Below are 20862 nucleotides of genomic sequence, written 5' to 3' on the forward strand. Positions count from 1 at the left end.
GCCGGCCGCCCGGACCTCGGCGCCGTGGCGCGGGCGCCTCAGAACGCGGAGTCGTATCCGGACGATCCGCTCGCCCCGCCTGAACCACCTGAACCACCTGAACCACCTGAACCACCTGAACTGCCCGGGCCGCCCGGGCCGCCCGGGCCGCTCGCCCCGGCCGGTCGGCCGGTGCCGTTGGCCGGGGCGCCGCGCCGGCCCCGCCCGTTCACTCCGCCGGATGCCGCGGTGCCGCCCCGGCCGACGCGCCCGCCGAACAGGCCGGCCGTGCCGCGGGAGCCGGCCGCCGTGCCCGGCCGGCGCCCCGGGCCCGTACGCGCCCGGCCCGTGGAGTCCCGGTCCGCCCGGCTTCCGCCGCGAACGGCCAGCTCCAGGTCGTGTTCGAGCCGGGCGGGCGCGCCGCGCGACACGGTCTGCTCCTTGCCGTCGGGCCCGCGCAGGCGCAGCCCGTCGCCCTTGCGCCGGAGCCGGTACACCCGCGCCGCGCGCTTGTTGCGGAACTGGAGGCCGGGGCGGTCCGAGGAAGGGTCCTCCACCGCGAACCAGAACTTCTTCGTACGGGGAGTCCGCACATCCAGTTCGTCCAGCGCCCGTCCTCCGCGGCGCAGTTCGAGGACCAGGCCCTGCAACGAGCCGCGGACACCGCCGTACCAGACTCGGATCGCGACGACGGCGGCGAGGGCGAGCAGCAGCCCGGTGCCCCCGATGACCGCCCACCACCACCGGTCCCACCAGGTCGGCGCCGGGGTGACGGTGACGGTCAGGAAGGCGGCGCCGACCTCGCGGCCGCCGTCGGTCCGGTCGGTGACGGTGATCCGGCCGCCGGCGTCCCCCGCGGGCGCGCCCGCGCCGAAGGACACGGTGAACGGCACCGGTTCCTGCGCGCCGGGCGCGACGCTGACGGTGGCCGGGCTGATGCGCAGCGCCGCCGCCGTGGACTGGTCGGCCAGGCCGATGCGCAGGGTGTGCGGACGGCTGTCGTTGTTCCGCGCGACCAGCTTGCCGGTGACCGAGCCGCCCGGGTGCACGCCGTGGCCCTCCAGCGTCACGCCGGCCGTCACGAGCGCGGCGCCCGAGGACACCCGGGTGTCGTAGGGCCGCCGGTCCCCGACGACGCCGGGCGCCGCGATCGCGCCGGTCAGCCGCAGCGCGCCGGTGGCCGACTCCGGCACCTTCACCGACGCCCCGTACAGGACGTCACCCGCCCGGTCGTCCGGACCCTCGCCGTCGTCGCGCAGCGGGACGTCCACCGGCTCGAAGCCGTCACCGGACAGCTGGGCGGCGGCCCGTACCCCGGCCAGCTGCTCCGGATCGGTGATCACCACACCGCGCCGGGTCTGCAGGCGCATCCGTACGACGACGTCCTCGCCGGGTCTCGGCGCGGACGGCTCCAGGGTGACCGACGAGCGCAGCACGCCCTGCCAGATGGCCCGTACGGTGGCGGGCTGGTCCCGGTGGCCCGGCGGCGCGGACAGCTGGACGCGCCAGGTGCCCGGCAGCGGGTCCTTGACCCGCAGCGCCTCGACCGGCCCGTCCTGGCCGCTGACTTCGAAGCGGGAACCGTCGGACTCCCCCTGGAGGGGCACCTTGCGGCCCTTGGGGTCGTAGTAGGTGGCCGTCACCCGCGGATCGCGCTTGGTGACGGTGATCGAGCCGTCGGTCGCGATGGGCGGGATGTCCACCGTCAGCTCGCCCGGCGGCTTGCTGCTGGTGCCTTCCTCGACGCGGGCGCAGCGGGCCGCGGCGAACGCGCTCTGGAGCGCCTTGTCCACGTCCGCGGCGCCGTCGACGACCTCCGGCCGCGGGCGGGAACCGGGCACGTCGGCGCAGCCGTTGCGGTAGCCGCCGTCAGCCATCTGCTGGAGGGCCTGCTTGTCGATGCCCTTGCCGAAGCCCAGCGGCCAGATCTGCACCTGCTCGCGGCGCGCCCGGTCGAGGACCTCGCGCAGCCGCTTCTCACCCTCCTGCTTCCGGGCGGCGGGGTCGGCTCCGTAGGCGGGGCTGTCCTCGACGTTCAGCCTGCCGTCGGTGAGCAGGAAGACGACCTTGGGCGTGCCCTCCTGGCTGGTCTCCTTCAGCCGGGTCAGGGCCTGGGTGAGGGCGGCCGGGAAGTCCGTCCCTGGCCCGAGGCCGGCGCCCTCGCGGTCGGTGAGCCGGCGGGCGCAGTCGCTGATGCGCTGCCGTCCGGCGGCGTCGACGACGGTGGGCGGGCACACCTCCCGTACGGGCTGCTGCCCTTCCTGCTCCGCGCTGCCGAAGCCGATGACGCTCGCCCGGGACCGGTCGGAGATCTCGCCCTGGCCGATCAGCGCGGCCGCTTCGGCCTCGCGGGCCAGCGCCTCCTCGCCGATGCTCGCCGAGGCGTCCACGACGACGGAGAAGTCGACGGGCATGGGGCCCACGGAGGGTGCGGTGGGCGCGGCCCACGCGGGCGGCGGCCCGAGCGGCACGGCCGCACAGAGCGCGGTGAGGGCGGCGACGGTGGCGCGGCGCGCGCCGCGCCGTGTCCGCGCGGCCGCCGGTACGGTCCGGTGCGGCACGTTCACCACAGCCCTCCGGTCAGGGCGCAGCAGCCGCCGGCCGCCAGGCAGCCGACTCCCCAGCGCAGCCAGCGGTACTTGGCGCCGAGGATGCGGCCGAGCGCGCAGGCCTGCTCGACGGCCCACTGCCCGGGGTCCCGGCCCGCGAGGGCCACCCGGGGCAGCAGGGCCTCGGCGGTGGCCCCGCCGGTCAGCTGCGGGAAGAAGGTCAGGTGCCCGTCCGCCGCGGTACGGGTGCGGGGCAGCACCGCCACCACGAACATGGCTATGCCCAGCGCCCACAGCGCGGCTCCGCCGAGCAGCAGGGCGGCGCGGACGGCGGGCAGCGCCGGGAGCTGCCCGTCACGGCCGAAGAGCAGGACCAGTGCCGCGGTGGCGCCGGTCATCATGACGGACGCCTTGGTGTCGGCCCGGTTGATCTCTTCCCGTACGACCTTCAGCAGGCGTTCGGCGACGAAGTCGCTGCCGGTGCGGGTGTCGGAAGCCGGGGTGGTGGTCGGGGTGACGCAGGGGCAGGTCCAGGGGCCGGTGCCCCGGGCGGGTGTCGGTGCGGGTGCGGGTGCGGGCGGAGCGCTGGTGGCCATCATTTTCCCCAATCCAGGCCTTCGCCGCGGCCGCGGCGCGGCGCTGGGCGTTCCCGGTCGTCGCGGTGGTCGTCGTACCGGTCGTCCCGGCGCGCGTCGCGGCGGTCGTCCCGGCGGTCGTCGTACCGGTCGTCGTACCGCTCTCCGTACCGGTCGTCGGGGAAGTCCCCGGGCCGGCCGGTGCGGTAGTCGTCGCGCTCGGCGGCCGACTGGACGCGGTCGGGCTCGTAGACGCGGCCGCGGTCGTCCTTCTCGTACAGCTCGTCGTCGTGCGGCGCGTCGCGGCGGTCGGCGTACCGGTCGTCGGCGGACCGGCTGTCGGCGTACCGGTCGTCGGCGTACCCGTCCCCGTCCGGGCGGCCGCGGCGCCCCGGCTCGTGATCGTCGTAGGCCGTCTCCCGGCCGGGTCCGGAATCACGGTCCCGTTCCGGCGCGTCATCGAGCGCGGAGTCCCGTCCCGATCCCCGCCCGGAGCCGCGTCCCGAGTCCGGTGCGAAGTCCGGCTCTGCCTCCGGACCGGCCTCCGGATCGGCTTCCGGATCGGGCTCGTGCGCCCAGTCCATCCGCTGCCGTCCGCGGACCCGCTCCTGTTCGCCGCGGGGCTCGCCGCTCTCCAGCGCACGCCGCCGCGGCGGCTGCTCCAGGAAGGTGTCGGCCGCCCGCCCCACCACACCGCGCGTCGTCGACCGCAGGAGGTCGATGGCGGCCAGGGTCTGGTCGTTGAGGTCGTGGCGCTCGATCAGGCCGCCGTCGACGAAGCGGAACACCGTCTCGATCGACAGGGCCCGCTCCTCCCGGCGCTCCCGGCGGAACGCCTGCTGGATGTCCCACGCGTGGGCGGCGTCGCGTGCCATGAAGTACGCGAGCTGTCCCTCGTCACCACCGCTGAGCATGTCCTGCAGCTCGGTGGCCCTCATCCGGATCAATTCCTGTTCCTGCCGTTCCTTCCTCAGTGCCTCCACGTGCTGCCGGCGCGCGAGGTCGCCCTCGTGGTCGATCTCGGTGCGCTGCCGCTCCGCGCTGATCCCGCGTTCACTCAGGTCGATCCGTACGAACACCTCGGTCTCCAGGCCAAGTTCGTGTCCGAGGCGCAGGTCCGCCAGTTCGTTCTCCACCGCCCGGTCGGCCCGTTCCGCCTCGCTGATGCGGTAGCGCCTGGTCACTCCGCGCAGCCCCCGGAGGAGGACCGGCGAGAGGTACTGGGCGAGGTCCCACACATTGGCGCGGACCGCCGCGTACGCGTCCACGACGCGCCAGCGCACCTGCACCTCCGCGCGGAAGGACTCCGCGTCACCGGCCGCGGGGAGTTCGGTGCGGAACTCGGTCAGATGCCGGCCGACCCGCACCTCCATCACCTTGAACGCCCCTCGGAACAGCGGCCGGTTGACGTCCTCGCGGTGGTCCGGCCACACCACGCTGTGGCCGCCGTTCTCGTACATGAGCACCGCGGCCACCTGCACACTGGGCCGCCGGAACCGGCCGGACGACTCGTACTCCTGCACCAGCGGACCCGGCACCGCCCCTCCGGGCCCCTGGCCGTGTCCCCCGGGCGCGCCGGGGACCGGGCCCTGCCCGTGGCCGTGCTGCGCGCCGTTCCGGCCGTCTTGCGTCATCGTCGTCCCTCTCCTTCCAGCACCGCCCGCATCCGCGCGGCCGCCCGGGGGGCGAGCGGTGCGTCGCTGTCCCGCTCCAGCCGGGCGACCAGCAGCAGCAACCGGTCCCGGTCGCGCCGCCCCTCCACCAGCCGCGGCAGGAACCCGCACAGCACGTCGAGCTGCCGCGGGTCCTTGGCCGCCCGCCGCATCCAGCCGCCCATCTCCTCCTGCGCCGCGGCGCCCGCCCGCGCCGTGTTCAGCGTGTTGTGCACCAGGTCCGCCAGCCACGGCGCCCGGCCGGGGTGGGCCGCGACCAGGGCCGCCGCCAGCGGCCAGGAGCCGTACGCCTCCTGTACGGGGCTGTCGCCCTGGAGCCCCCACAGGTGAGAGGTCCGGGTGGACAGCGCGCGCAGCACCACCATCAGGGCGAGGTTCTGCCGGTTCTGGCGCGGGTCGCCGAGCCAGCGGGCCAGCCGCCGCAGCACCACGTCCGGCTCGGGCCCGGCCAGCAGCCGCGCCACGCTGTACGAGGCGGCGTCGGCCGGCTTGCCGCCGTCCTCCCGGCAGCCGATGCGGGCCAGTTCGTCCAGGGACTCGGCGACCGAGCCCGCCGCCATGCCGTAGCCGTGCGCGAACGCCGCGGTCTCGCGGGCGGACCGGTCGTCACCGCGTGCCCATACGCGCAGCAGGCCGCGTACGGCGGGCCGCACCTGCGGGTCGCGGGCCGTCTCGGCCAGTGCGGTGGCCGCGGCCATCTGCTGCACCGGGCTGTCGGCACGGGCGAGCGGCAGCAGCACTTCGGAGAAGCCGTACAGGTAGTCCCGGGCGCACAGGATGCCAGCGGCGACGGCCGCGCGCACCCACACCTGGGGGCGCTGGTCGTCGCACAGGGACCGCAGCCAGCGGGTCAGCGGGCCGCGGACGTTGTGGTAGCCGTCCCACGCCTCGTACAGGACGGCGAGGGCGAGCTTGCGCCCCTGGAAGCGCATCGCCCGTACGGGAATGGTGGCGTCGCCCAGGTCCTCGACGGCCTGCTCGGGTACGGCGCGCGCGGCGGCCAGCCGGGCCTCGGTCTTCGCGGTGAACAGCGGGCGGCCCGGCGCGTACTGGGGGTCGAGGGTGACGGCCAGCTCCCAGGCGAGCAGTTCGGCCGCTTCGGTCACCAGGCTCTCGGCGGAGCCGTTGAAGGCCGCGAGCGACAGCCGCAGGGCCGCTGCGCGCAGGGCGGGCAGTGCCTCGGGCAGCGTGCCGGGACGGTCGGCCCCGGCGAGCCACTCCCGCGCCTGGCGCGGGGCGAACGTGGCGCACTGGGCGAGGAGCTGCGCGTCGTCGGCCTCGCCCCTGGCGTGCGCCGCGAGGTGGCCGGCGAACCGCGCCGCCTCGCCCGGCCGCAGGGCGTCCAGGCCCAGTGCCTGTTTGACGTCGGGGCGCTCGGCGACGTCCAGGGCCAGGCGGCACAGCCCCGGATCGACGTCGGAGAGCTGGTCCTTCACGTGCTGTTTCAGTACGTCGTCGGCGGGCGGGGGCGTGCACTGCGCGCCGTAGCGGCCGCGCACCAGGCGGTCGGCGAAGTCACCGGCGCCCACGACCAGGACGCCGTACGCCCCGCGCTCGCCGAGCAGCGCACTGAGCCGGTCCAGGTGCAGGTCGGAGAGCTGCGGTCCGGCGCCGCTCCCTGGCCCGTCGCCGCCGTCCCGGCCGCTGCCCCCGGAGGCGGCCGGAACCGCGCCGGCGTCCTCGTCGGGCAGTTCGAGCAGGTAACCGCGGCCGGTCTCGAACTTCTCCCGGCCGACGCTGTCGAGCGCGGTGGCGGGGTCCAGGCGGGACACCCCGGTGGCGACGTCCCGGAGGAGGGCGAGCCCCGTGGAGGTACGGCCGGTGCCGGGCTCTCCGCAGAGCGCCAGCAGGTGGGTGCGCAGCAGCCGGGTCTCCATCGCGTCGTACCCGGGGGGCGTGCGGTAGACCCGCTCCAGGCGCTCCAGTTCCTCGGCCGGCACCGGCCCGTCGACGAACACGTCGTCGGTGCCGATCCTGACGTGTGTCTGGTAGAAGGTGTTGCCGTCAAAGACCTGACTGTCGCCCTCGACGTGCAGGCTGGTGCGGGCCTCACGGGCGGTACGGGCACCGCCCGCCTCGCCCGCGCCCCCCAGTGGGCTGCCCTTGGGGGCGTCCAGGCGCAGCTTCTCCTCGGGCTGCCCGGACGACCCGTCGCCGTCGGGCGCCTTGCCGTCCCTGGCCGTCCGCGCGTCGTCGTCCCGGCCGCCCGGCCTGCCGTCGGGCTGCGGCGGGGGCTGCTCGCCGGCGGGCGGCGCCCCCTCGTCCACATCGGTCACCTGCCGCCGCCTTCCGGTACGGGTCCGGTGTGCGGGGCGTCGGCGGCGGGTGGTTCGGGGGCGGGTGGTTCGGGGGCGGGCGTACGGGCCGGGGCCTGGGCGGGGGCCTTGTTGATGCCGACGAAGTCCCCGTTGGACCGGATGGTGTTGTTCCGGAAGGTCTGCTGGTCGCCGCCTACGTACGCGAAGTTGTACTTGTTCGCGTACGGGGCGGGTGCGGGCGCAGGGGCCGTAGTGGCGGCTGCCCCCTCTCCCTCCGGCTCTCCCTCCGGGCCGGAAGCGGGCGGCGGGACCGTACCCCTGTGCCCCGCCCCGCCGCCCTGCTCCGGCGGCGGGTCCTGGACCGCGCGCACCCCCGTCGCGCACGGCCGGTCCCGCGCCGGCACCGCTGGTGACGGCGGTGCCTCGTGCGACGTCTGCGCCGGAAGGGGCGGGAACGGCAGCCGGGGAACGTGGAACCACGCCTCGACGTCCGTCTCCTTCTCCGACACCCGCGCCCGGCGGTAGTGCTCGGGCTCGATGCAGGTGCCGCCTTCCGCCACGACGTCGTGGTAGAGCGAGTCGGACACGACGAACAGCAGCGGCGACCGTTCGGCCAGCCGCATGACGCCGCGGGCGGTCTCGCTGTCGCACAGCCGGCAGGCGAGGTCCACGGCCCGCCCGGCCAGTCCCTTGGCGTCCTGGGCGACCGGGCCCGCGTGCATGGCCACGCGCATCCGCAGCGGCTCCAGCCGCCCCTCGTTCACCTGGCGCAGCTTCTGGTAGACGCCTTCGAGCCAGGGCCCCACCAGGTGCGCGGCCGGTACGTCGGGGGCGAGCGCGACCAGTACGCCGTCGCCACGGTCCTCGATGTGGCAGGACCCCTCGGCGACCCCGGCGGCGGTGAACCCGGCCTCGAAGACCTCGTACATCGCCTCGCGCATCCGCAGCTTCGCCCGCCAGCCGAGCAGTCCGGATCCGCAGACATCTCCGTTGACGACGAGTCGGTGCAAGGCTTCCGTGCTCACTGGACCTCCTGGTTCGTGCCGACATGAAGCAGCATGGCCGGGGCGGGGTGGCGGGGCTGTAGCCGTTTACACAGCCGGCGGGGATTGCTCGGGACGTATGGGGACGGGGCCCGCCGGCGTACGACCGCCGGCCGCGCGCCCCTCGGCGAGCAGCCGCAGCAGCGCGAGGTCGAGCACGGCCAGCCGCCGGGGGCCGGTCTGCACGACGCCCTGCTCACGCAGCAGGCGCAGTGCCTTGGCCACCGCTTCGCGGGTGGAGCCGACGGCCGCGGCCAGGTCGTGCTGCGGCAACGGCAGGTCGACGTCCACGCCGCCCGACCCGGGGGTTCCGGTGCGCTCGGCCAGTTCCGTCAGCCGCGCGGCGAGCCGTTGCAGCACCTTCTCCGAGGCCAGGGACCGCCGTTCGCCGTCCGAGCTGCGCAGCCGGGAACTGAACTGCCGCATGATCAGTACGGTCGCCACGGGCCGCGCCGCCAGGTAGCCGCGGAACCGGTCGCCGGGGACGACGATCCCGTCCACCGGGCCGAGCGCGGTGACGGTGGCGCTGCGCGGGCGGTGGTCGACGGCGGCCTGATCGCCGACGACCTCGCCGCTGCCGCGCAGCGCGAGGATGAGCCGTACGCCGCGCTCCGTCTCCAGGGAGACGCCGGCCCAGCCGTTGACGATCGCCACCACGAAGGTGGTGGTGTCGTTCTCCCTGAGGACGACCTCGCCCGGCGCGTAGCTACGACCCCGGCCGAGCGCGAGCAGTGCCCGCCGGTCCTGCGCCGGCAACGCCGCCAGGAACGGCCTGCCGTCCTCGAAGAGACTCATTCGCCTCCTCCCCCCCGCTGGTCTCGCTCACCCCGGCCCCGGCGCCCGTCGGCACGGCGGACGCTCCGCCTCTGTGCATCTGGTCGCCCCAGGGCCCCGGCCCGGTTCCTCAGCCTGGCGGAGAAATGGGCTCGTCTCTGATTTCTTTCGTTACAGGCGGGGTTCTTGCGCAAATTGATCGAGCTGCGCTCGGTTGAGTTACAGAAGGTTAGGGTCGTGATCGGGCCCCGTCAACGCTTTTTCAACCCTCAACTGCCGTATCGCACAAGGGATTTGACCTCCCCGAACACCTGTACCTCACCCGGCCCGATTCCGATCATGGCTCACCACCCCCTGCGAACCGTGACCGCCACTTGACGCGCCACACACCGGACCGTCACTCTCCGACTGCGCACGGCGCTCCGAGGAGAGCGCTCACCGCGGAGGGCGGACACACGATGCACGGCCGACTCGACGAAGTGGTGCCCGCACCGGTCCGGGACCAGGTCCGGGCAGCCGAAGCCGCACTGAGCAAGACGGTTACCGCCGGCCTGCCCGCACCGGTACGGATGACCTGCGCTCAGCGCGTCGTCGCGGTGGTGGGCACCCTCTGCGGCGAACTCTCGGAGAGCGCGACTCCGGGAGCGGACAACTTGCTGAGCGCTGAACGGTGCTGTGGCGGCGCCAGTGCCGTGCTCGCCGGGTACCTCGGAGAGCATCTGATCGAGAAGTACGGCAGCGCCGCCCGTGCCTGCGATCTGTCAGCGGTGCGCGAGGGCTCGCCCACCTTGCGGTGGCGAGCGAACGACAGGGACATCGCGGAAGTGGCCGCATGGCTTGCGGGTTCAGCAGCGCAAGCGGAGGCGACACTTGAGGGCGCGGCCCAATGCGCCACGGCCCCGAGGAAACTCCGCGACGCGGCAGCAGCCGCCGCTGAGTACTCCCACCAGGCATGGGCCTGGCTCGGTGGCGACAGCGGCGGCTGGCCGTGACGAGAGCGGACATGCCGAACACCCCGTGCGCATCGGCTTCGCCGGCGGCACCCGGGCCCGGTACCGGCTACAGCCGCGGATCCACCGGCTCCGACTCCAGCGCCAGGACCGCGAAGACCGCCTCGTGCACCCGCCACAGCGGCTCCCCGTCGGCCAGGCGGTCCAGCGCCTCCAGGCCGAGGGCGTACTCGCGCAGCGCGAGGGAGCGCTTGTGGCCCAGGTGGCGTACGCGCAGCCGGTCCAGGTTCTCCGGGCGGGTGTACTCCGGACCGTAGATGATCCGCAGGTACTCCCGGCCGCGGCATTTGACGCCCGGCTGCACCAGCCGCCCGTCGCCCTTGCGCACCAGCGCGCCCAGCGGCTTGACCACCATGCCCTCACCGCCGGCGGCGGTCAGGTCGAGCCACCACCGGACGCCCGCCGCGACCGACGCCTCGTCCTCCGTGTCGACGACCAGACGGCCGGTACGACGCAACAGTCCCGTTCCGTCGTGCTCGACGAGCCGGTCCAGCCACGCCAGCTGCTCGTCGTGCGGTACGGCGGCCAGGCTGCGGCCCGGCGCGGCCAGGATCTGGAACGGTGCCAGCCGTACGCCGTCCAGGCCGTCGACGGGCCAGCAGTAGCGCCGGTACGCCTCGGTGAACGCGGCCGCGTCCACCGCCCGTTCGCGCTGCCGGGCCAGCAGGTCCGGCACCTCCACGCCCCGCGCGGCGGCCGCCTCCAGCGCGTCCAGCGCCCCGGGGAACGCGGCGCCGGACGCCGCGCCGACCGCCGCGTACTGACCGCGCAGCAGCCCGGACGCCTTCAGCGACCACGGCAGCAACTCGGCGTCCAGCAGCAGCCAGTGCCCGGAACCGGCCGCGGCGGGGTCCGCCAGTTCCGCCCACAGGCCCGCGCTCTCCACGGCTTCCCGTACGGACTTCAGCACCTGTTCGGTGACGGCCGGGTCGTCGAAGAACGGCCGCCCGGTCCGCGTGCAGACCGCGCCGCTCACGCCCGCCGCCGCGCCGAACCGTTCCCGCGCCGCGGCCTCGTCCCGGCACACCAGGACCACGGCCCGCGAGCCCATGTGCTTCTCCTCGCACACGACCTCCCGTACGCCGTCCGCCCGGTACGACGCGAAAGCCTCGGCCGGGTGCTCCAGGTATCCGTCCTCCTTGGACGTCGCGCAGGGCGCCATCGTCGGCGGCAGGTACGGCAGCAGGCGCGGGTCGACCGCGAACCGGCTCATCACCTCCAGCGCCGCCGCCGCGTTCTCCTCCTTGACCGCGACCCGGCCCATGTGGCGGGTCTCCACGACCCGCCGCCCGGCGACGTCCCCGAGGTCCAGCGGACGCCCGTCCGCGCCCCCCGGCGCCTCGCTGGCCAGCGGCTTGGCCGGCTCGTACCAGACCTGCTCGGCCGGTACGTCGACCAGTTCCCGCTCCGGCCAGCGCAGCGCCGTCATCCGGCCGCCGAAGACACAGCCCGTGTCCAGGCAGATGGTGTTGTTCAGCCAGCTCGCGCGCGGTGTCGGTGTGTGCCCGTAGACCACGGCGGCGCGGCCCCGGTACTCCTCGGCCCACGGGTAGCGCACCGGCAGCCCGAACTCGTCCGTCTCGCCGGTCGTGTCGCCGTACAGCGCGAAGGACCGCACCCGGCCGGAGGTCCGGCCGTGGTACTTCTCCGGCAGCCCGGCGTGGCAGACCACCAGCGCCCCGCCGTCGAGCACGTAGTGGCTGACCAGGCCTTCGATGAACGCGGCGACCTCACCGCGGAACGCCTCGTCCTCCCCTTCCAGCTGCGCGACGGTCTCGGCGAGCCCGTGACTGTGCTGCACCTTGCGGCCCTTGAGGTAGCGGCCGAGCTTGTTCTCGTGGTTGCCCGGTACGCACAGGCCGTGCCCGGCGGCCGTCATGCCCATCACCAGGCGCAGCACGCCGGGGCTGTCCGGGCCGCGGTCCACCAGGTCGCCGACGAAGACCGCGGTACGGCCCTGCGGGTGCCGGGCGTCCACGGCGCGGCCGAGGGCGTCGTACTCGACCTCGTACCCCAGCCGTGCGAGCAGCGTCTCCAGCTCGGAGCGGCACCCGTGGATGTCACCGACGATGTCGAACGGGCCGGCCAGGTGTCGCAGGTCGTTGAAGCGCCGCTCGGTGACGATCTCCGCCGCCTCGACCTGCTCCACCCCCTTGAGCACATGCACCTTGCGGAAGCCCTCGCGCTCCAAGTGCCGCAGCGAGCGGCGGAGTTCGCGCTGGTGCCGCTGGATGACGCGGCGCGGCATCCCGGCCCGGTCGGCACGCGCCGCGTTGCGCTCGGCGCACACCTCCTCGGGCAGGTCGAGGACGACGGCCACCGGCAGCACGTCGTGCTCCCGGGCCAGCTTCACCAGCTGGGCGCGCGCCTCCGGCTGCACGTTCGTGGCGTCCACGACGGTCCGCCGACCGGCCGCGAGGCGCTTGGCCGCGATGTAGTGCAGCACCTCGAAGGCGTCACCGCTCGCGCTCTGGTCGTTCTCGTCGTCGCTGACCAGCCCGCGGCAGAAGTCCGAGGAGAGCACCTCGGTGGGCTTGAAGTGCCGTGCGGCGAAGGTGGACTTGCCGGAGCCGGTGGCGCCGACGAGCACCACCAGACACAGGTCGGGGACGCCCAGGGGGCGGCGGGTGGGGGCGGGGACGGAAGTGGCACCGGTCATGCCTGGGCCTCCTTCGCGGGGGAATCGGCAGGGGCGGGAGTGGCGGGCGCGGCCGGTGTACGGGCCGAGGCCGGCTCCGCCTGGCGGAAGTACGCGAGCTGGGTGGGCGGCCCGACCTCGGGGTCGTCCGGGCCCACCGGCCGGAACTCCACCTCGTACCCGTGCCGCCCCGCGACCTCCCCGGCCCACGCCCGGAACTCCGCGCGCGTCCACTCGAAGCGGTGGTCGCCGTGCCGAACGTGCCCGGCGGGCAGCGACTCCCAGCGCACGTTGTACTCGACGTTCGGTGTGGTCACCACGACCGTGCGCGGCCGGGCCGCGCCGAACACCGCGTACTCCAGCGCGGACAGCCGCGGCGGGTCCACGTGCTCGACGACCTCGCTCAGCACAGCGGCGTCGTACCCCTTCAGGCGGGCATCGGTGTACGCCAGCGACCCCTGCACCAGCCGCAGCCGCTCGGACTGCCGCTCGGGCATCCGGTCCAGCCGCAGCCGGCGCCGCGCCTCCTGGAGCGCGCGCATCGACACGTCCATGCCGACGATGTCGGTGAACTGCCCCTCCTTGAGCAGCTCGCCCAGCAACTGCCCCGGCCCGCAGCCGAGGTCCAGGACGCGCGCCGCCTTCGCCTCCCGCAGCACGCCGAGGATCGTCTCCCGGCGCCGCACGGCGAGCGGCACCGGCCGCTCCTCGGTGTCGGCCGACTCCTCCACCGCGTTGTCGATCTCCTCGGCCGCGGTGTCGTCCGCTTCGGCGAGCCGGGCCAGCTCCAGCCGCTCCAGCGCGTCACGGGTCAGCGTCCGGCGGCGGGCGAGGTAGCGGTCGGCGATGAGCTTCTGCTCGGGGTGGTCCTCCAGCCAGCCCTCGCCGGCCCGCAGCAGCTTGTCGACCTCGTCGGGCGAGACCCAGTAGTGCTTGGCGTCGTCCAGCACCGGCAGCAGCACGTACAGGTGCCGCAGCGCGTCGGCGACCGTACGTTCGCCCTCCAGGCCGAGGCGTACGTACCGCGAGTCGCCCCACTCCGGGAACGTCTCGTCCAGCGGCACCGGCTCGGCCCGTACCGTCCACCCCAGCGGCTCGAACAGCCGGCGCACCAGGCCGGCGCCGCCGCGCGCGGGCACGGCGGGCAGCGCCACGTGCAGCGGCAGCGGCTGCGCGGGCAGCTCGGGGCGCGCCTTGCACTGCCCCTTCATCGCGCTCGCGAAGACCGTGCTCAGGGCCACAGCCAGCAGCGAGGACGCCGCGTACGGGCGGTCGTTCACGTACTGCGCGAGCGCCGAGTCGGGGGCGCCGCCCCGGCCCTTGCCCCGGGCGCGCCGTACCAGCGCGACCGGGTCCACCTCCAGCAGCAGCGCGGCCGTGCACCGGCTGTCGTCCGCCTCGGGGTAGAACACATGGGCCGTGCCGTGCGCCGTCGAGAACGCCTGCGCCTTCCCGGGGTGCTTGTGCAGCAGGAATCCGAGGTCGGTCGCGGGGCGCTCAGCGCTTCCGGTGGTGGTCATCGTCAGGAACACGCGTACGAGTATCGCCCGGTACCGCCCCGTTTGACGAACTGGTTTTTGCAGGTGGGAACGGGGGTGGGCGCAGGGGCGGCGGCTGCCGCGCCCCCTCGTCACAGCGGCCGCTTCCGTACCCTGCCGTGCCTGTTCCCGGCTCCCGGCACCCGCAGGGCAAGATGGGCGGCATGGAACTCCGGATCTTCACCGAGCCCCAGCAGGGGGCCACCTACGACACCCTTCTCCGCGTCGCGCGGGCCGCCGAGGACCTGAACTACGGCGCCTTCTTCCGTTCCGACCACTACCTCCACATGGGCAGCACCGACGGGCTCCCCGGCCCGACGGACGCCTGGATCACCCTGGCCGGCCTGGCCCGGGAGACCAGGAGCATCCGGCTCGGCACCCTGATGACCGCGGGGACCTTCCGGCTCCCCGGCGTGCTCGCCATCCAGGTCGCCCAGGTCGACCAGATGTCGGGCGGCCGGATCGACTTCGGCCTGGGATCCGGCTGGTACGAGGACGAGCACAAGGCCTACGGCATCCCCTTCCCGAAGGCGAAGTTCGGCCGGCTGGAGGAGCAGCTGGCGATCATCACCGGACTGTGGAGGACGCCCGTCGGCGAACGCTTCGCCTTCGACGGGAAGTTCTACCAGCTGGCGGACTCGCCCGCGCTGCCCAAGCCGGCGCAGCCGAAGGTGCCGGTCCTCATCGGCGGGCACGGCGCCAAGCGCACCCCCGCGCTCGCCGCCGAGTACGCGGACGAGTTCAACATCCCCTTCGCCTCGGTGGACGACACCGAGCAGCAGTTCAAGCGGGTACGGGCGGCAGCCGAGCAGCGCGGCCGGGACGCCGACGAACTCGTGTACTCCAACGCCCTGGTCGCCTGTGTCGGCCGGAACGACGCGGAGGTCAAGCGCCGTGCCGACGCCATCGGGCGCGAGGTCGACGAGCTGAAGGCCAACGGTCTGGCGGGCTCCCCCGCCGAGGTCGTCGAGCGCCTCGGCCGTTTCGCGGCCGTCGGCTCGCAGCGTGTCTATCTCCAGATGCTCGACCTGAACGACCTCGACCAGATGGAACTGATCGCCTCGGAGGTCATGCCGCAGGTGGCTTGAGCGGGGTGCGTGAGCGGGGGACTTGGGCAGGGGCGCGGGAGCAGGGGGCTTGGGCGGGGCCCGAACGGATGACGCCCCCGGCCTCACCCCGTCGGCGCGACCCCGCCCGGCCCCCACGGCCCCGGGCACCACTCCACGAGCAGCATCGTGGCGTCGTCCCGCAGCTCGTTGCCCTGGTCGTCGACGATGAAGTGGATCAGGCGGCGCAGCGTCTCGAAGGCCAGCTCACCACCGGCCGTGGCCCGGATGATCGTGTCGGTGAACCGCTCCAGCCCGAACAGCGCGCCGTTGGAGTCCCGCGCCTCGGTCACACCGTCCGTGTAGAGCAGCACCCGGTCGCCCGGCTCCAGGTCCGCGACATGGACGGTACGCGGTTCCGGACTCAGCGCGGCGGGGAGGCCCAGCGGCAGCTGGCCGGGCCGCTCCAGCGCCCGGTCGAGAACGGCGTGCCGGCGGATGAGCAGCGGCGGCGGGTGGCCGGCGTTGACCCAGCGCAGCCGGCCGTCGGCGAGGTCCAGCTGGAGGAAGACGCCGGTGGCGAACCGGTCGGGCAGCCACTGGCAGAGCGCCTGGTCGACGGTGTCCACCGTCTCCCGCAGGTCCGCGCCGGCCCGGCGGCCGCTGCGGCAGCCGGCCAGGGCGACGGAGGTGGCCAGACCGGCGGCCAGGTCGTGGCCCATCGAGTCGATGATGGCGGCGTGCAACGTCTCCTGCGTCATGGAGTGGTCGAACGCGTCGCCGCCCAGCTCGTACGCGGGTTCCAGCACCGCTGTGGACACCGCCTGCTCGTTGCCGATCGTGCGCGGCGGCAGGAAGGCACGCACCATTTCCGCGGGCAGCTGCATCGGCTGCGTACGCGCCTGGCGTACGAACGTGTCGCTGTAGGCCCGTTTCGAGGTGATGATGGGGGCCAGCAGGGCGGCCAGCGCGCGGCAGCGGCGCATCCGCTCGCCGTCCAGCAGGTCGGTGCGTACTTCCAGTACGCCCAGCCGCTCCACCCCGTCGACCAGTGGCAGCCAGACCCGGATGCCGCCCTCCGGGTCGTCGGCGTCCTCCACCCGCATGGCCAAGGTGCGGTACGTCCACCCGGCGAGGGAGGAGTCGACGGAGAACGAACGCTGCCCCACGCCCAGCGGGCACAGCTGCCGCTGCTGGATGTCGACCAGATAGAGGCCGACGTACCGCAGGCCGAGGGCCGTGGCGTGCCGGTTCACCAGGTCGGGCATGTCGGTGGGGGCCGCGCGCTGGGCCTGTTCCAGCAACGCTTCGAGCATCCCGTAGCCCTCGGCGCCCGGGTAGGCGTCCGCAAAGGCTTCGCCCGCCATCGTGATCACCTCCTACCGCAGTTTCGCACCGCGCCCGCACCCCCGCCGTCCGGGCGACCCGGCGGCGCCCGTCATTCCCCCACTCGGGTCGCGGACGTCCGCGGCCGCCCCGTACGCCTCAGTGCGTGCGCCACTCGTGCTCCGGCAGGAAGCGCACGTCGTACTGCCCGGGAACCGTCTCGAACGTGCCGCCGACGCCCTCGGTGTCCTCGGTGTCCTCGACGAACAGCCGGACGGCGCCCTGGGTGACGTGGAAGACCTCGTACGTGTCGGTGTGCAGATGGGCCGGGACGAGCGAACTCGATGGTCATGGGCCCTCCTGAGGGACACACCCGACGTCAGGCAACCTGACATTCAATGTGTCAGGTGCCCTGACACTTCACCTGTCCGGGAAGCAACCCCACCCGTCCCGCCCCGCCCCCCGCGTCCCCTCCCCCAAGGCTCGCCATGCCCGCATCCACGGCTCCGACCACACCTCCGCCTCCGCCCTCCCCCTGCCGCAACCTCCCTCAACTGCTCGGCGACGCCCGGCGCTGGTTCGAGGAAGCCCTCCTGGCCGCCATGGACGCGGCCGGCGGCCCTCCGGTGACCTCGACCCAGGTCCAGCTCTTCGCGGTGCTCGACGCGGAGGGCACCACGGTCGCCGCACTCGCCCGGCGCATGGGCGTGACCCGGCAGACCGCACACCAAGCCGTACACGGCCTGGTGGCGGCCGGACTGCTGGAGCAGGTAGCGGACCCCGCCTCCGCCCGGCAGCGGCTGATCCGCCGCACTCCGGCGGGCGAGCGCGCACACCACCAGGCCGAATGCCTCTTGCAGGACCTGGAACGCCAACTCGCCGCGCGCATCGGCCACGACACGGTCGAGGCCCTCCGTACTGCCCTGGAGTCTTTCTGGGGACCGCCCCCGACGGCCTGACGGGCATCCGACCCACCACCGCCCGCTCTTTACCGCCGCCCTTCAACCATTCCGCGCCGGAAAGGGCCCATTCCCCGCCTCACGGCCCGCGGCCCACGGCCCACGGTCCGCGGTCCGCGGTCCGCACGAAACGAAAATCCGATCGTGCGATAACAATGTGGTGCGATGCCACCGCCGAAGTCGACACCTCCCGGGTTCCCCGCCCTGCTTCCCGCATTCCCCCGCCTCACCCTTTCGGCTCAACAACTCGTACGCCCGCACCCCTCCCCTGTCGCGGAACGTTGATCAGTAAGTCGGAGATAGGACTTACTGAAAGAGGTATGACGTGCCCTGTCCCACCTCCCGCACAGCCGCGATCTCCACCACGGCGCTGACCCTGGCCAGCGCCCTCACCGTCACCGCGGCGTCCGCACTCGACCACGACGACCGGCCCGCTCCCCCCGAGCGCCTCAACGCACAGGCCTTCTACGCCTCGTTCGACGTATTGGCCCGCCAGATCAGCGGCCTGCGGGCGAGGATCAGCGAAGCCGACGGCACACCGGTGGCGGGCCTGCCGGTCACGTTCACCGTGGCCGGCGAGAAAGCCCTCCTCTGCGAGGCCACCACGGACACCGACGGCTACGCCGAGTGCAAGAAATCCCGCCTCCCCTCGCTCCTCGCGTCCGCCGTCAAACTGCTGACCGGCGGTTACGACACCACTTTCGAAGGCAACTCCCGGTACGCCCCCGTCTCCACCCACAATTCCGTGGCCGTGGACATGCGCTGACCCGGCCGGTCACCGACCGACTCGGCCGGAAAACGCGGGATACTCCGGCAGAGCCACGGTGCTGCTGACCTTCTCGCCCAGCTTGAGCATTCCGTTCAGGAACAGGGGGCGGGACAGCAGGGCGTTGCGAAAACGTATGCCGGTGGCGGTGCCGGGGGCGAGGAATTTCCCGGTACGGCCGCCGCCCGCCTGGCAGCCCCTGGCATACTGCCGCAGCCTTTTCTCGTACCGGGTGAAGGCCGTCCGGTACTCGCCCGGTGCTCGCGCGAGTTCACCGGCCAGCACGTATGCGGCGACCATCGCGGTGCCCGTGCCCATACCGCCGATGGCGGCCCCGCAGGCGGCGTCGCCGACGAGGCATACGCGCCCCGTGGACCAGGTGCCTACGTCCACCCGGCTGATCGAATCGAAGTGCAGGTCGGGCGTCTGGTGGAGGGAGGCGAGCAGACAGGGCACTTCCCAGCCGATACCGGAGAAGGCGTTGCCGATCAACTCCTTCTGCTGTTCGAGGTCATGCCGATCGTACGACACCGCGGGCGAGGCGAAGACCAAGAACGCCCCCGCCTGCGCCGAGTCCCGGTGGTCGACACCGATGGAGGCGAGTCGCCCCGGAACGTTGTAGCCGACCGAGCCCTTCTCCAGCTCCCCGTGACTGTCGTTGGGCAATTGCCAGGTGGCGAAGTAGTAGCCGAGGTGGTTGACGTAGCGCTCTTCCGGGCCGAAAGCGAGACGGCGGACATGGGAGTGCAGCCCGTCCGCTCCGATCACGAGGTCGAAGTCGCGTGAGGCGCCGCTCCGGAAGTCGACCCGCACGCCGGAAGAGGTCTCGTCGAGGCCGGTGACCGAGTCGCCGAAAAGGTACTCGGCGTACGGGGCGCTGTGCTCGTACAGCACCCGGGCCAGGTCGCCGCGGAGCACCTCCATCTCACCGCCGGCGAACTCCGCCGGCAGTCGCAGCAGCGTACGGCCGTCTTCGTCGACGAAGCGCATGGGGCTGCCGCCGGTCTGGATGCGGCGCAGTTCAGGGAGCAGGCCCATACGGTCCAGCACGGTCCGATGTGTCTCGCCACGGAAGTCGACGGCCTGACCGCCTTCGCGCAGCGCCGGGGCCAGTTCGACCACGGTGGGGTGGAAGCCGTGGCGCCCCAGCCAGTAGGCCAGCGCCGGACCGGCGACGCTCGCGCCGGAAATAAGGACGTTCCTGTTCACGTATCCCTCTTCCCATCTTCTCGTGCCCTAACTGTGTCCGGTGGACACTGATGCGCACTGTGTACCATAGACACAGTTGGCTGGGCAGCGCCGAGGGCGGGAGCGGGACATGGGCGACGAGCACGCCGAGACGGTGCGGCTGCTGTGGGGGCCGCACCCCAGGCCCACGCGGGGCCCCAGGCCGACACTCGACCTGGACCGCATCGCGCAGGCCGGCATCCGGATCGCCGACTCGGACGGGCTGTCCGATCTCTCCATGCAGCGGGTCGCCGCCCAACTCGGCGTCACCAAGATGGCGCTGTACCGGTACGTACCGGGAAAGGCCGAACTGATCGCGCTGATGGTCGAGGCCGCGATCGGCCCCTGCCCGACGTCACGAACAGCGCGTGGCGGCTGGCGAGAACAACTGGAGGACTGGGCCCGCCAACTGCTCACCGTCTTCCGCCGGCACCCCTGGACACTGGAAGCCACCATCGGGCCGCGGGTCATGGGACCCGGAGAGCTGTCCTGGATGGAGCGCGCCGTCTGCGCGCTGGACGGTACGGGACTGAGCGGCGCCGAGCGGATGGACGCGGCCGTCCTGCTGGTCGGTCACGTACGCTGCATCACCCAGCAAGCCCGCGCAGCCGGCCCCGCAGGCAACCCCGAGGCCCAGCTCGGGGCCATCCTCGGTGACCTGATGCAGACACGCGGCGGCCAATTCCCCGCGCTCACCGCGGCCCTCGCCTCAGCAGCCCAATCCGACGGACAAGACCAGGCGTGGGAGTTCGGCCTACAGCGCATCCTGGACGGCTTGGCCACGCTCATGGACCAGCGCACTCGATAACCACGGCGCGCCCCCACCGAAGCCAACCACCAGGCCCCGACCGGCCCCGTACGCGCTGTCCCGCCGACCCCTCCCCTCCCCGCCCCGCCCCCGCCCCCACCCCCAACCGCACACCGTCCCACCCCGACCGAAGGTCATCTCAGTGTTCCCTGCACGGGTACGTACCGGCGCCCCGTTACTTCTGCTGATTCTCACCCTTTCCGGCTGCTCTTCCTTTTGGGGCTGCACCGACACGACGACGAAGCGCGGTGAGGCCGGCGTGAAAGTGCAGGTCGAGGACACGGACGGGCAGCACTCCGGCGTCACCGCCGAGGTCGTCGGCCAGCGCCTGGAACCCCACCCGCAGGAGCCCTCCAAAGGTGACCAGGTCCACTTCACCTACCGCTTCGACGGCACCCGCAAGACATCCGGCTCCGGAGTGGATGCCTGCGCGGTCGACAAGAAGCGCGTGGCCTTGCTGTGCCAGACGATCTATTCGTCCGGTGCGTGGCCCGAGCCGGACGGCACCCTCACGGGGGACGAATGGCTCGCCGTCGAGCACCCTGAGCAGGTTGCCGCAGTGCTGCTTCTCCCCAATGACCAGTCCTACGACCCGCGAACCTGCGAACAGGACCGCAAGGACGGTGGCGGGACACATCCTCCGAAAAAAGCCGGCAAGGGGGACCAGCTGTAGGAGGCCAAGGCTGTTGCCCT

16 protein-coding genes are annotated in these 20862 nt (G+C 73.3%); 6 read left to right on the forward strand and 10 right to left on the reverse strand.

The genetic code is table 11. The features are described from left to right. Positions 1-38: 38 nt before the first annotated feature. The 6 genes from JXZ78_RS07775 to JXZ78_RS07800 form a co-directional block, all read right to left on the reverse strand. On the reverse strand, positions 39-2546 hold the full coding sequence (locus tag JXZ78_RS07775; protein ID WP_238782740.1) for a vWA domain-containing protein: 2508 nt from the start codon (positions 2544-2546) through the stop codon (positions 39-41). Next, entirely contained in the window at positions 2543-3127 is a 585-nt protein-coding gene (locus tag JXZ78_RS07780) for a Pycsar system effector family protein (protein WP_238782741.1), read from the reverse strand. The genes JXZ78_RS07775 and JXZ78_RS07780 overlap by 4 nt, the downstream gene beginning before the upstream one ends. After that, a complete protein-coding gene (locus JXZ78_RS07785; protein ID WP_050502580.1) occupies positions 3124-4737 on the reverse strand; it encodes a hypothetical protein in 1614 nt (537 codons plus the stop codon). The genes JXZ78_RS07780 and JXZ78_RS07785 overlap by 4 nt, the downstream gene beginning before the upstream one ends. Next, the gene (locus JXZ78_RS07790) at positions 4734-7052 is read right to left on the reverse strand and encodes a hypothetical protein (RefSeq protein ID WP_030020838.1); all 2319 of its coding nucleotides are present in this window, start codon (positions 7050-7052) and stop codon (positions 4734-4736) included. The genes JXZ78_RS07785 and JXZ78_RS07790 overlap by 4 nt, the downstream gene beginning before the upstream one ends. Then, positions 7049-8059, reverse strand: coding sequence for a nucleotidyl cyclase domain-containing protein (locus JXZ78_RS07795; RefSeq protein WP_063726102.1), 1011 nt, complete (start codon positions 8057-8059; stop codon positions 7049-7051). The genes JXZ78_RS07790 and JXZ78_RS07795 overlap by 4 nt, the downstream gene beginning before the upstream one ends. 66 nt (positions 8060-8125) lie before the next feature. Next, positions 8126-8872: a Crp/Fnr family transcriptional regulator gene (locus JXZ78_RS07800; RefSeq protein WP_030020840.1), complete on the reverse strand. Its 747-nt coding sequence runs from the start codon at positions 8870-8872 to the stop codon at positions 8126-8128. Between the two features lie 437 nt (positions 8873-9309). Here JXZ78_RS07800 and JXZ78_RS07805 point away from each other — a divergent pair, with 437 nt between their 5' ends. Continuing rightward, on the forward strand, positions 9310-9843 hold the full coding sequence (locus tag JXZ78_RS07805) for a hypothetical protein (RefSeq protein ID WP_030020841.1): 534 nt from the start codon (positions 9310-9312) through the stop codon (positions 9841-9843). A gap of 67 nt (positions 9844-9910) precedes the next feature. Here JXZ78_RS07805 and JXZ78_RS07810 read toward each other — a convergent pair whose 3' ends face one another. Both JXZ78_RS07810 and JXZ78_RS07815 read right to left on the reverse strand, forming a co-directional pair. Further along, entirely contained in the window at positions 9911-12520 is a 2610-nt protein-coding gene (locus JXZ78_RS07810; protein ID WP_030020842.1) for a polynucleotide kinase-phosphatase, read from the reverse strand. Beyond that, on the reverse strand, positions 12517-14031 hold the full coding sequence (locus JXZ78_RS07815; RefSeq protein ID WP_030020843.1) for a 3' terminal RNA ribose 2'-O-methyltransferase Hen1: 1515 nt from the start codon (positions 14029-14031) through the stop codon (positions 12517-12519). Before JXZ78_RS07815 ends, JXZ78_RS07810 begins: the two co-directional genes overlap by 4 nt. 170 nt (positions 14032-14201) lie before the next feature. On the opposite strand from JXZ78_RS07815, the gene JXZ78_RS07820 reads away from it, so the two are divergent. Beyond that, a complete protein-coding gene (locus JXZ78_RS07820) occupies positions 14202-15125 on the forward strand; it encodes an LLM class F420-dependent oxidoreductase (RefSeq protein WP_030020844.1) in 924 nt (307 codons plus the stop codon). A gap of 83 nt (positions 15126-15208) precedes the next feature. Here JXZ78_RS07820 and JXZ78_RS07825 read toward each other — a convergent pair whose 3' ends face one another. Next, the gene (locus JXZ78_RS07825; RefSeq protein WP_030020845.1) at positions 15209-16450 is read right to left on the reverse strand and encodes a PP2C family protein-serine/threonine phosphatase; all 1242 of its coding nucleotides are present in this window, start codon (positions 16448-16450) and stop codon (positions 15209-15211) included. Positions 16451-16897: 447 nt separating this feature from the next. On the opposite strand from JXZ78_RS07825, the gene JXZ78_RS07830 reads away from it, so the two are divergent. Both JXZ78_RS07830 and JXZ78_RS07835 read left to right on the forward strand, forming a co-directional pair. After that, positions 16898-17368 carry a MarR family winged helix-turn-helix transcriptional regulator gene (locus JXZ78_RS07830; RefSeq protein WP_050502683.1) on the forward strand — a complete coding sequence of 157 codons (471 nt, stop codon included), beginning with the start codon at positions 16898-16900 and terminating at the stop codon, positions 17366-17368. 325 nt (positions 17369-17693) lie between these two features. Continuing rightward, complete coding sequence (locus tag JXZ78_RS07835; RefSeq protein ID WP_050502684.1) at positions 17694-18134, forward strand: Ig-like domain-containing protein; 441 nt, start codon at positions 17694-17696, stop codon at positions 18132-18134. Between the two features lie 9 nt (positions 18135-18143). On the opposite strand, the gene JXZ78_RS07840 is transcribed toward JXZ78_RS07835, so the two are convergent. After that, positions 18144-19343 (reverse strand): FAD-dependent monooxygenase, encoded by a 1200-nt coding sequence (locus tag JXZ78_RS07840; protein ID WP_030021700.1) that lies wholly within the window; start codon positions 19341-19343, stop codon positions 18144-18146. Positions 19344-19452: 109 nt separating this feature from the next. Between JXZ78_RS07840 and JXZ78_RS07845 the strand changes: the two genes are divergently transcribed. Both JXZ78_RS07845 and JXZ78_RS07850 read left to right on the forward strand, forming a co-directional pair. Continuing rightward, positions 19453-20169 carry a TetR/AcrR family transcriptional regulator gene (locus JXZ78_RS07845; RefSeq protein ID WP_030021701.1) on the forward strand — a complete coding sequence of 239 codons (717 nt, stop codon included), beginning with the start codon at positions 19453-19455 and terminating at the stop codon, positions 20167-20169. Between the two features lie 142 nt (positions 20170-20311). Next, positions 20312-20842, forward strand: a complete 531-nt coding sequence (locus JXZ78_RS07850; RefSeq protein WP_030021702.1) for a hypothetical protein — start codon at positions 20312-20314, stop codon at positions 20840-20842. The last annotated feature ends 20 nt before the right edge of the window (positions 20843-20862 follow it).

The organism is Streptomyces monomycini (assembly GCF_022271435.1).
Taxonomy (GTDB): domain Bacteria; phylum Actinomycetota; class Actinomycetes; order Streptomycetales; family Streptomycetaceae; genus Streptomyces; species Streptomyces monomycini.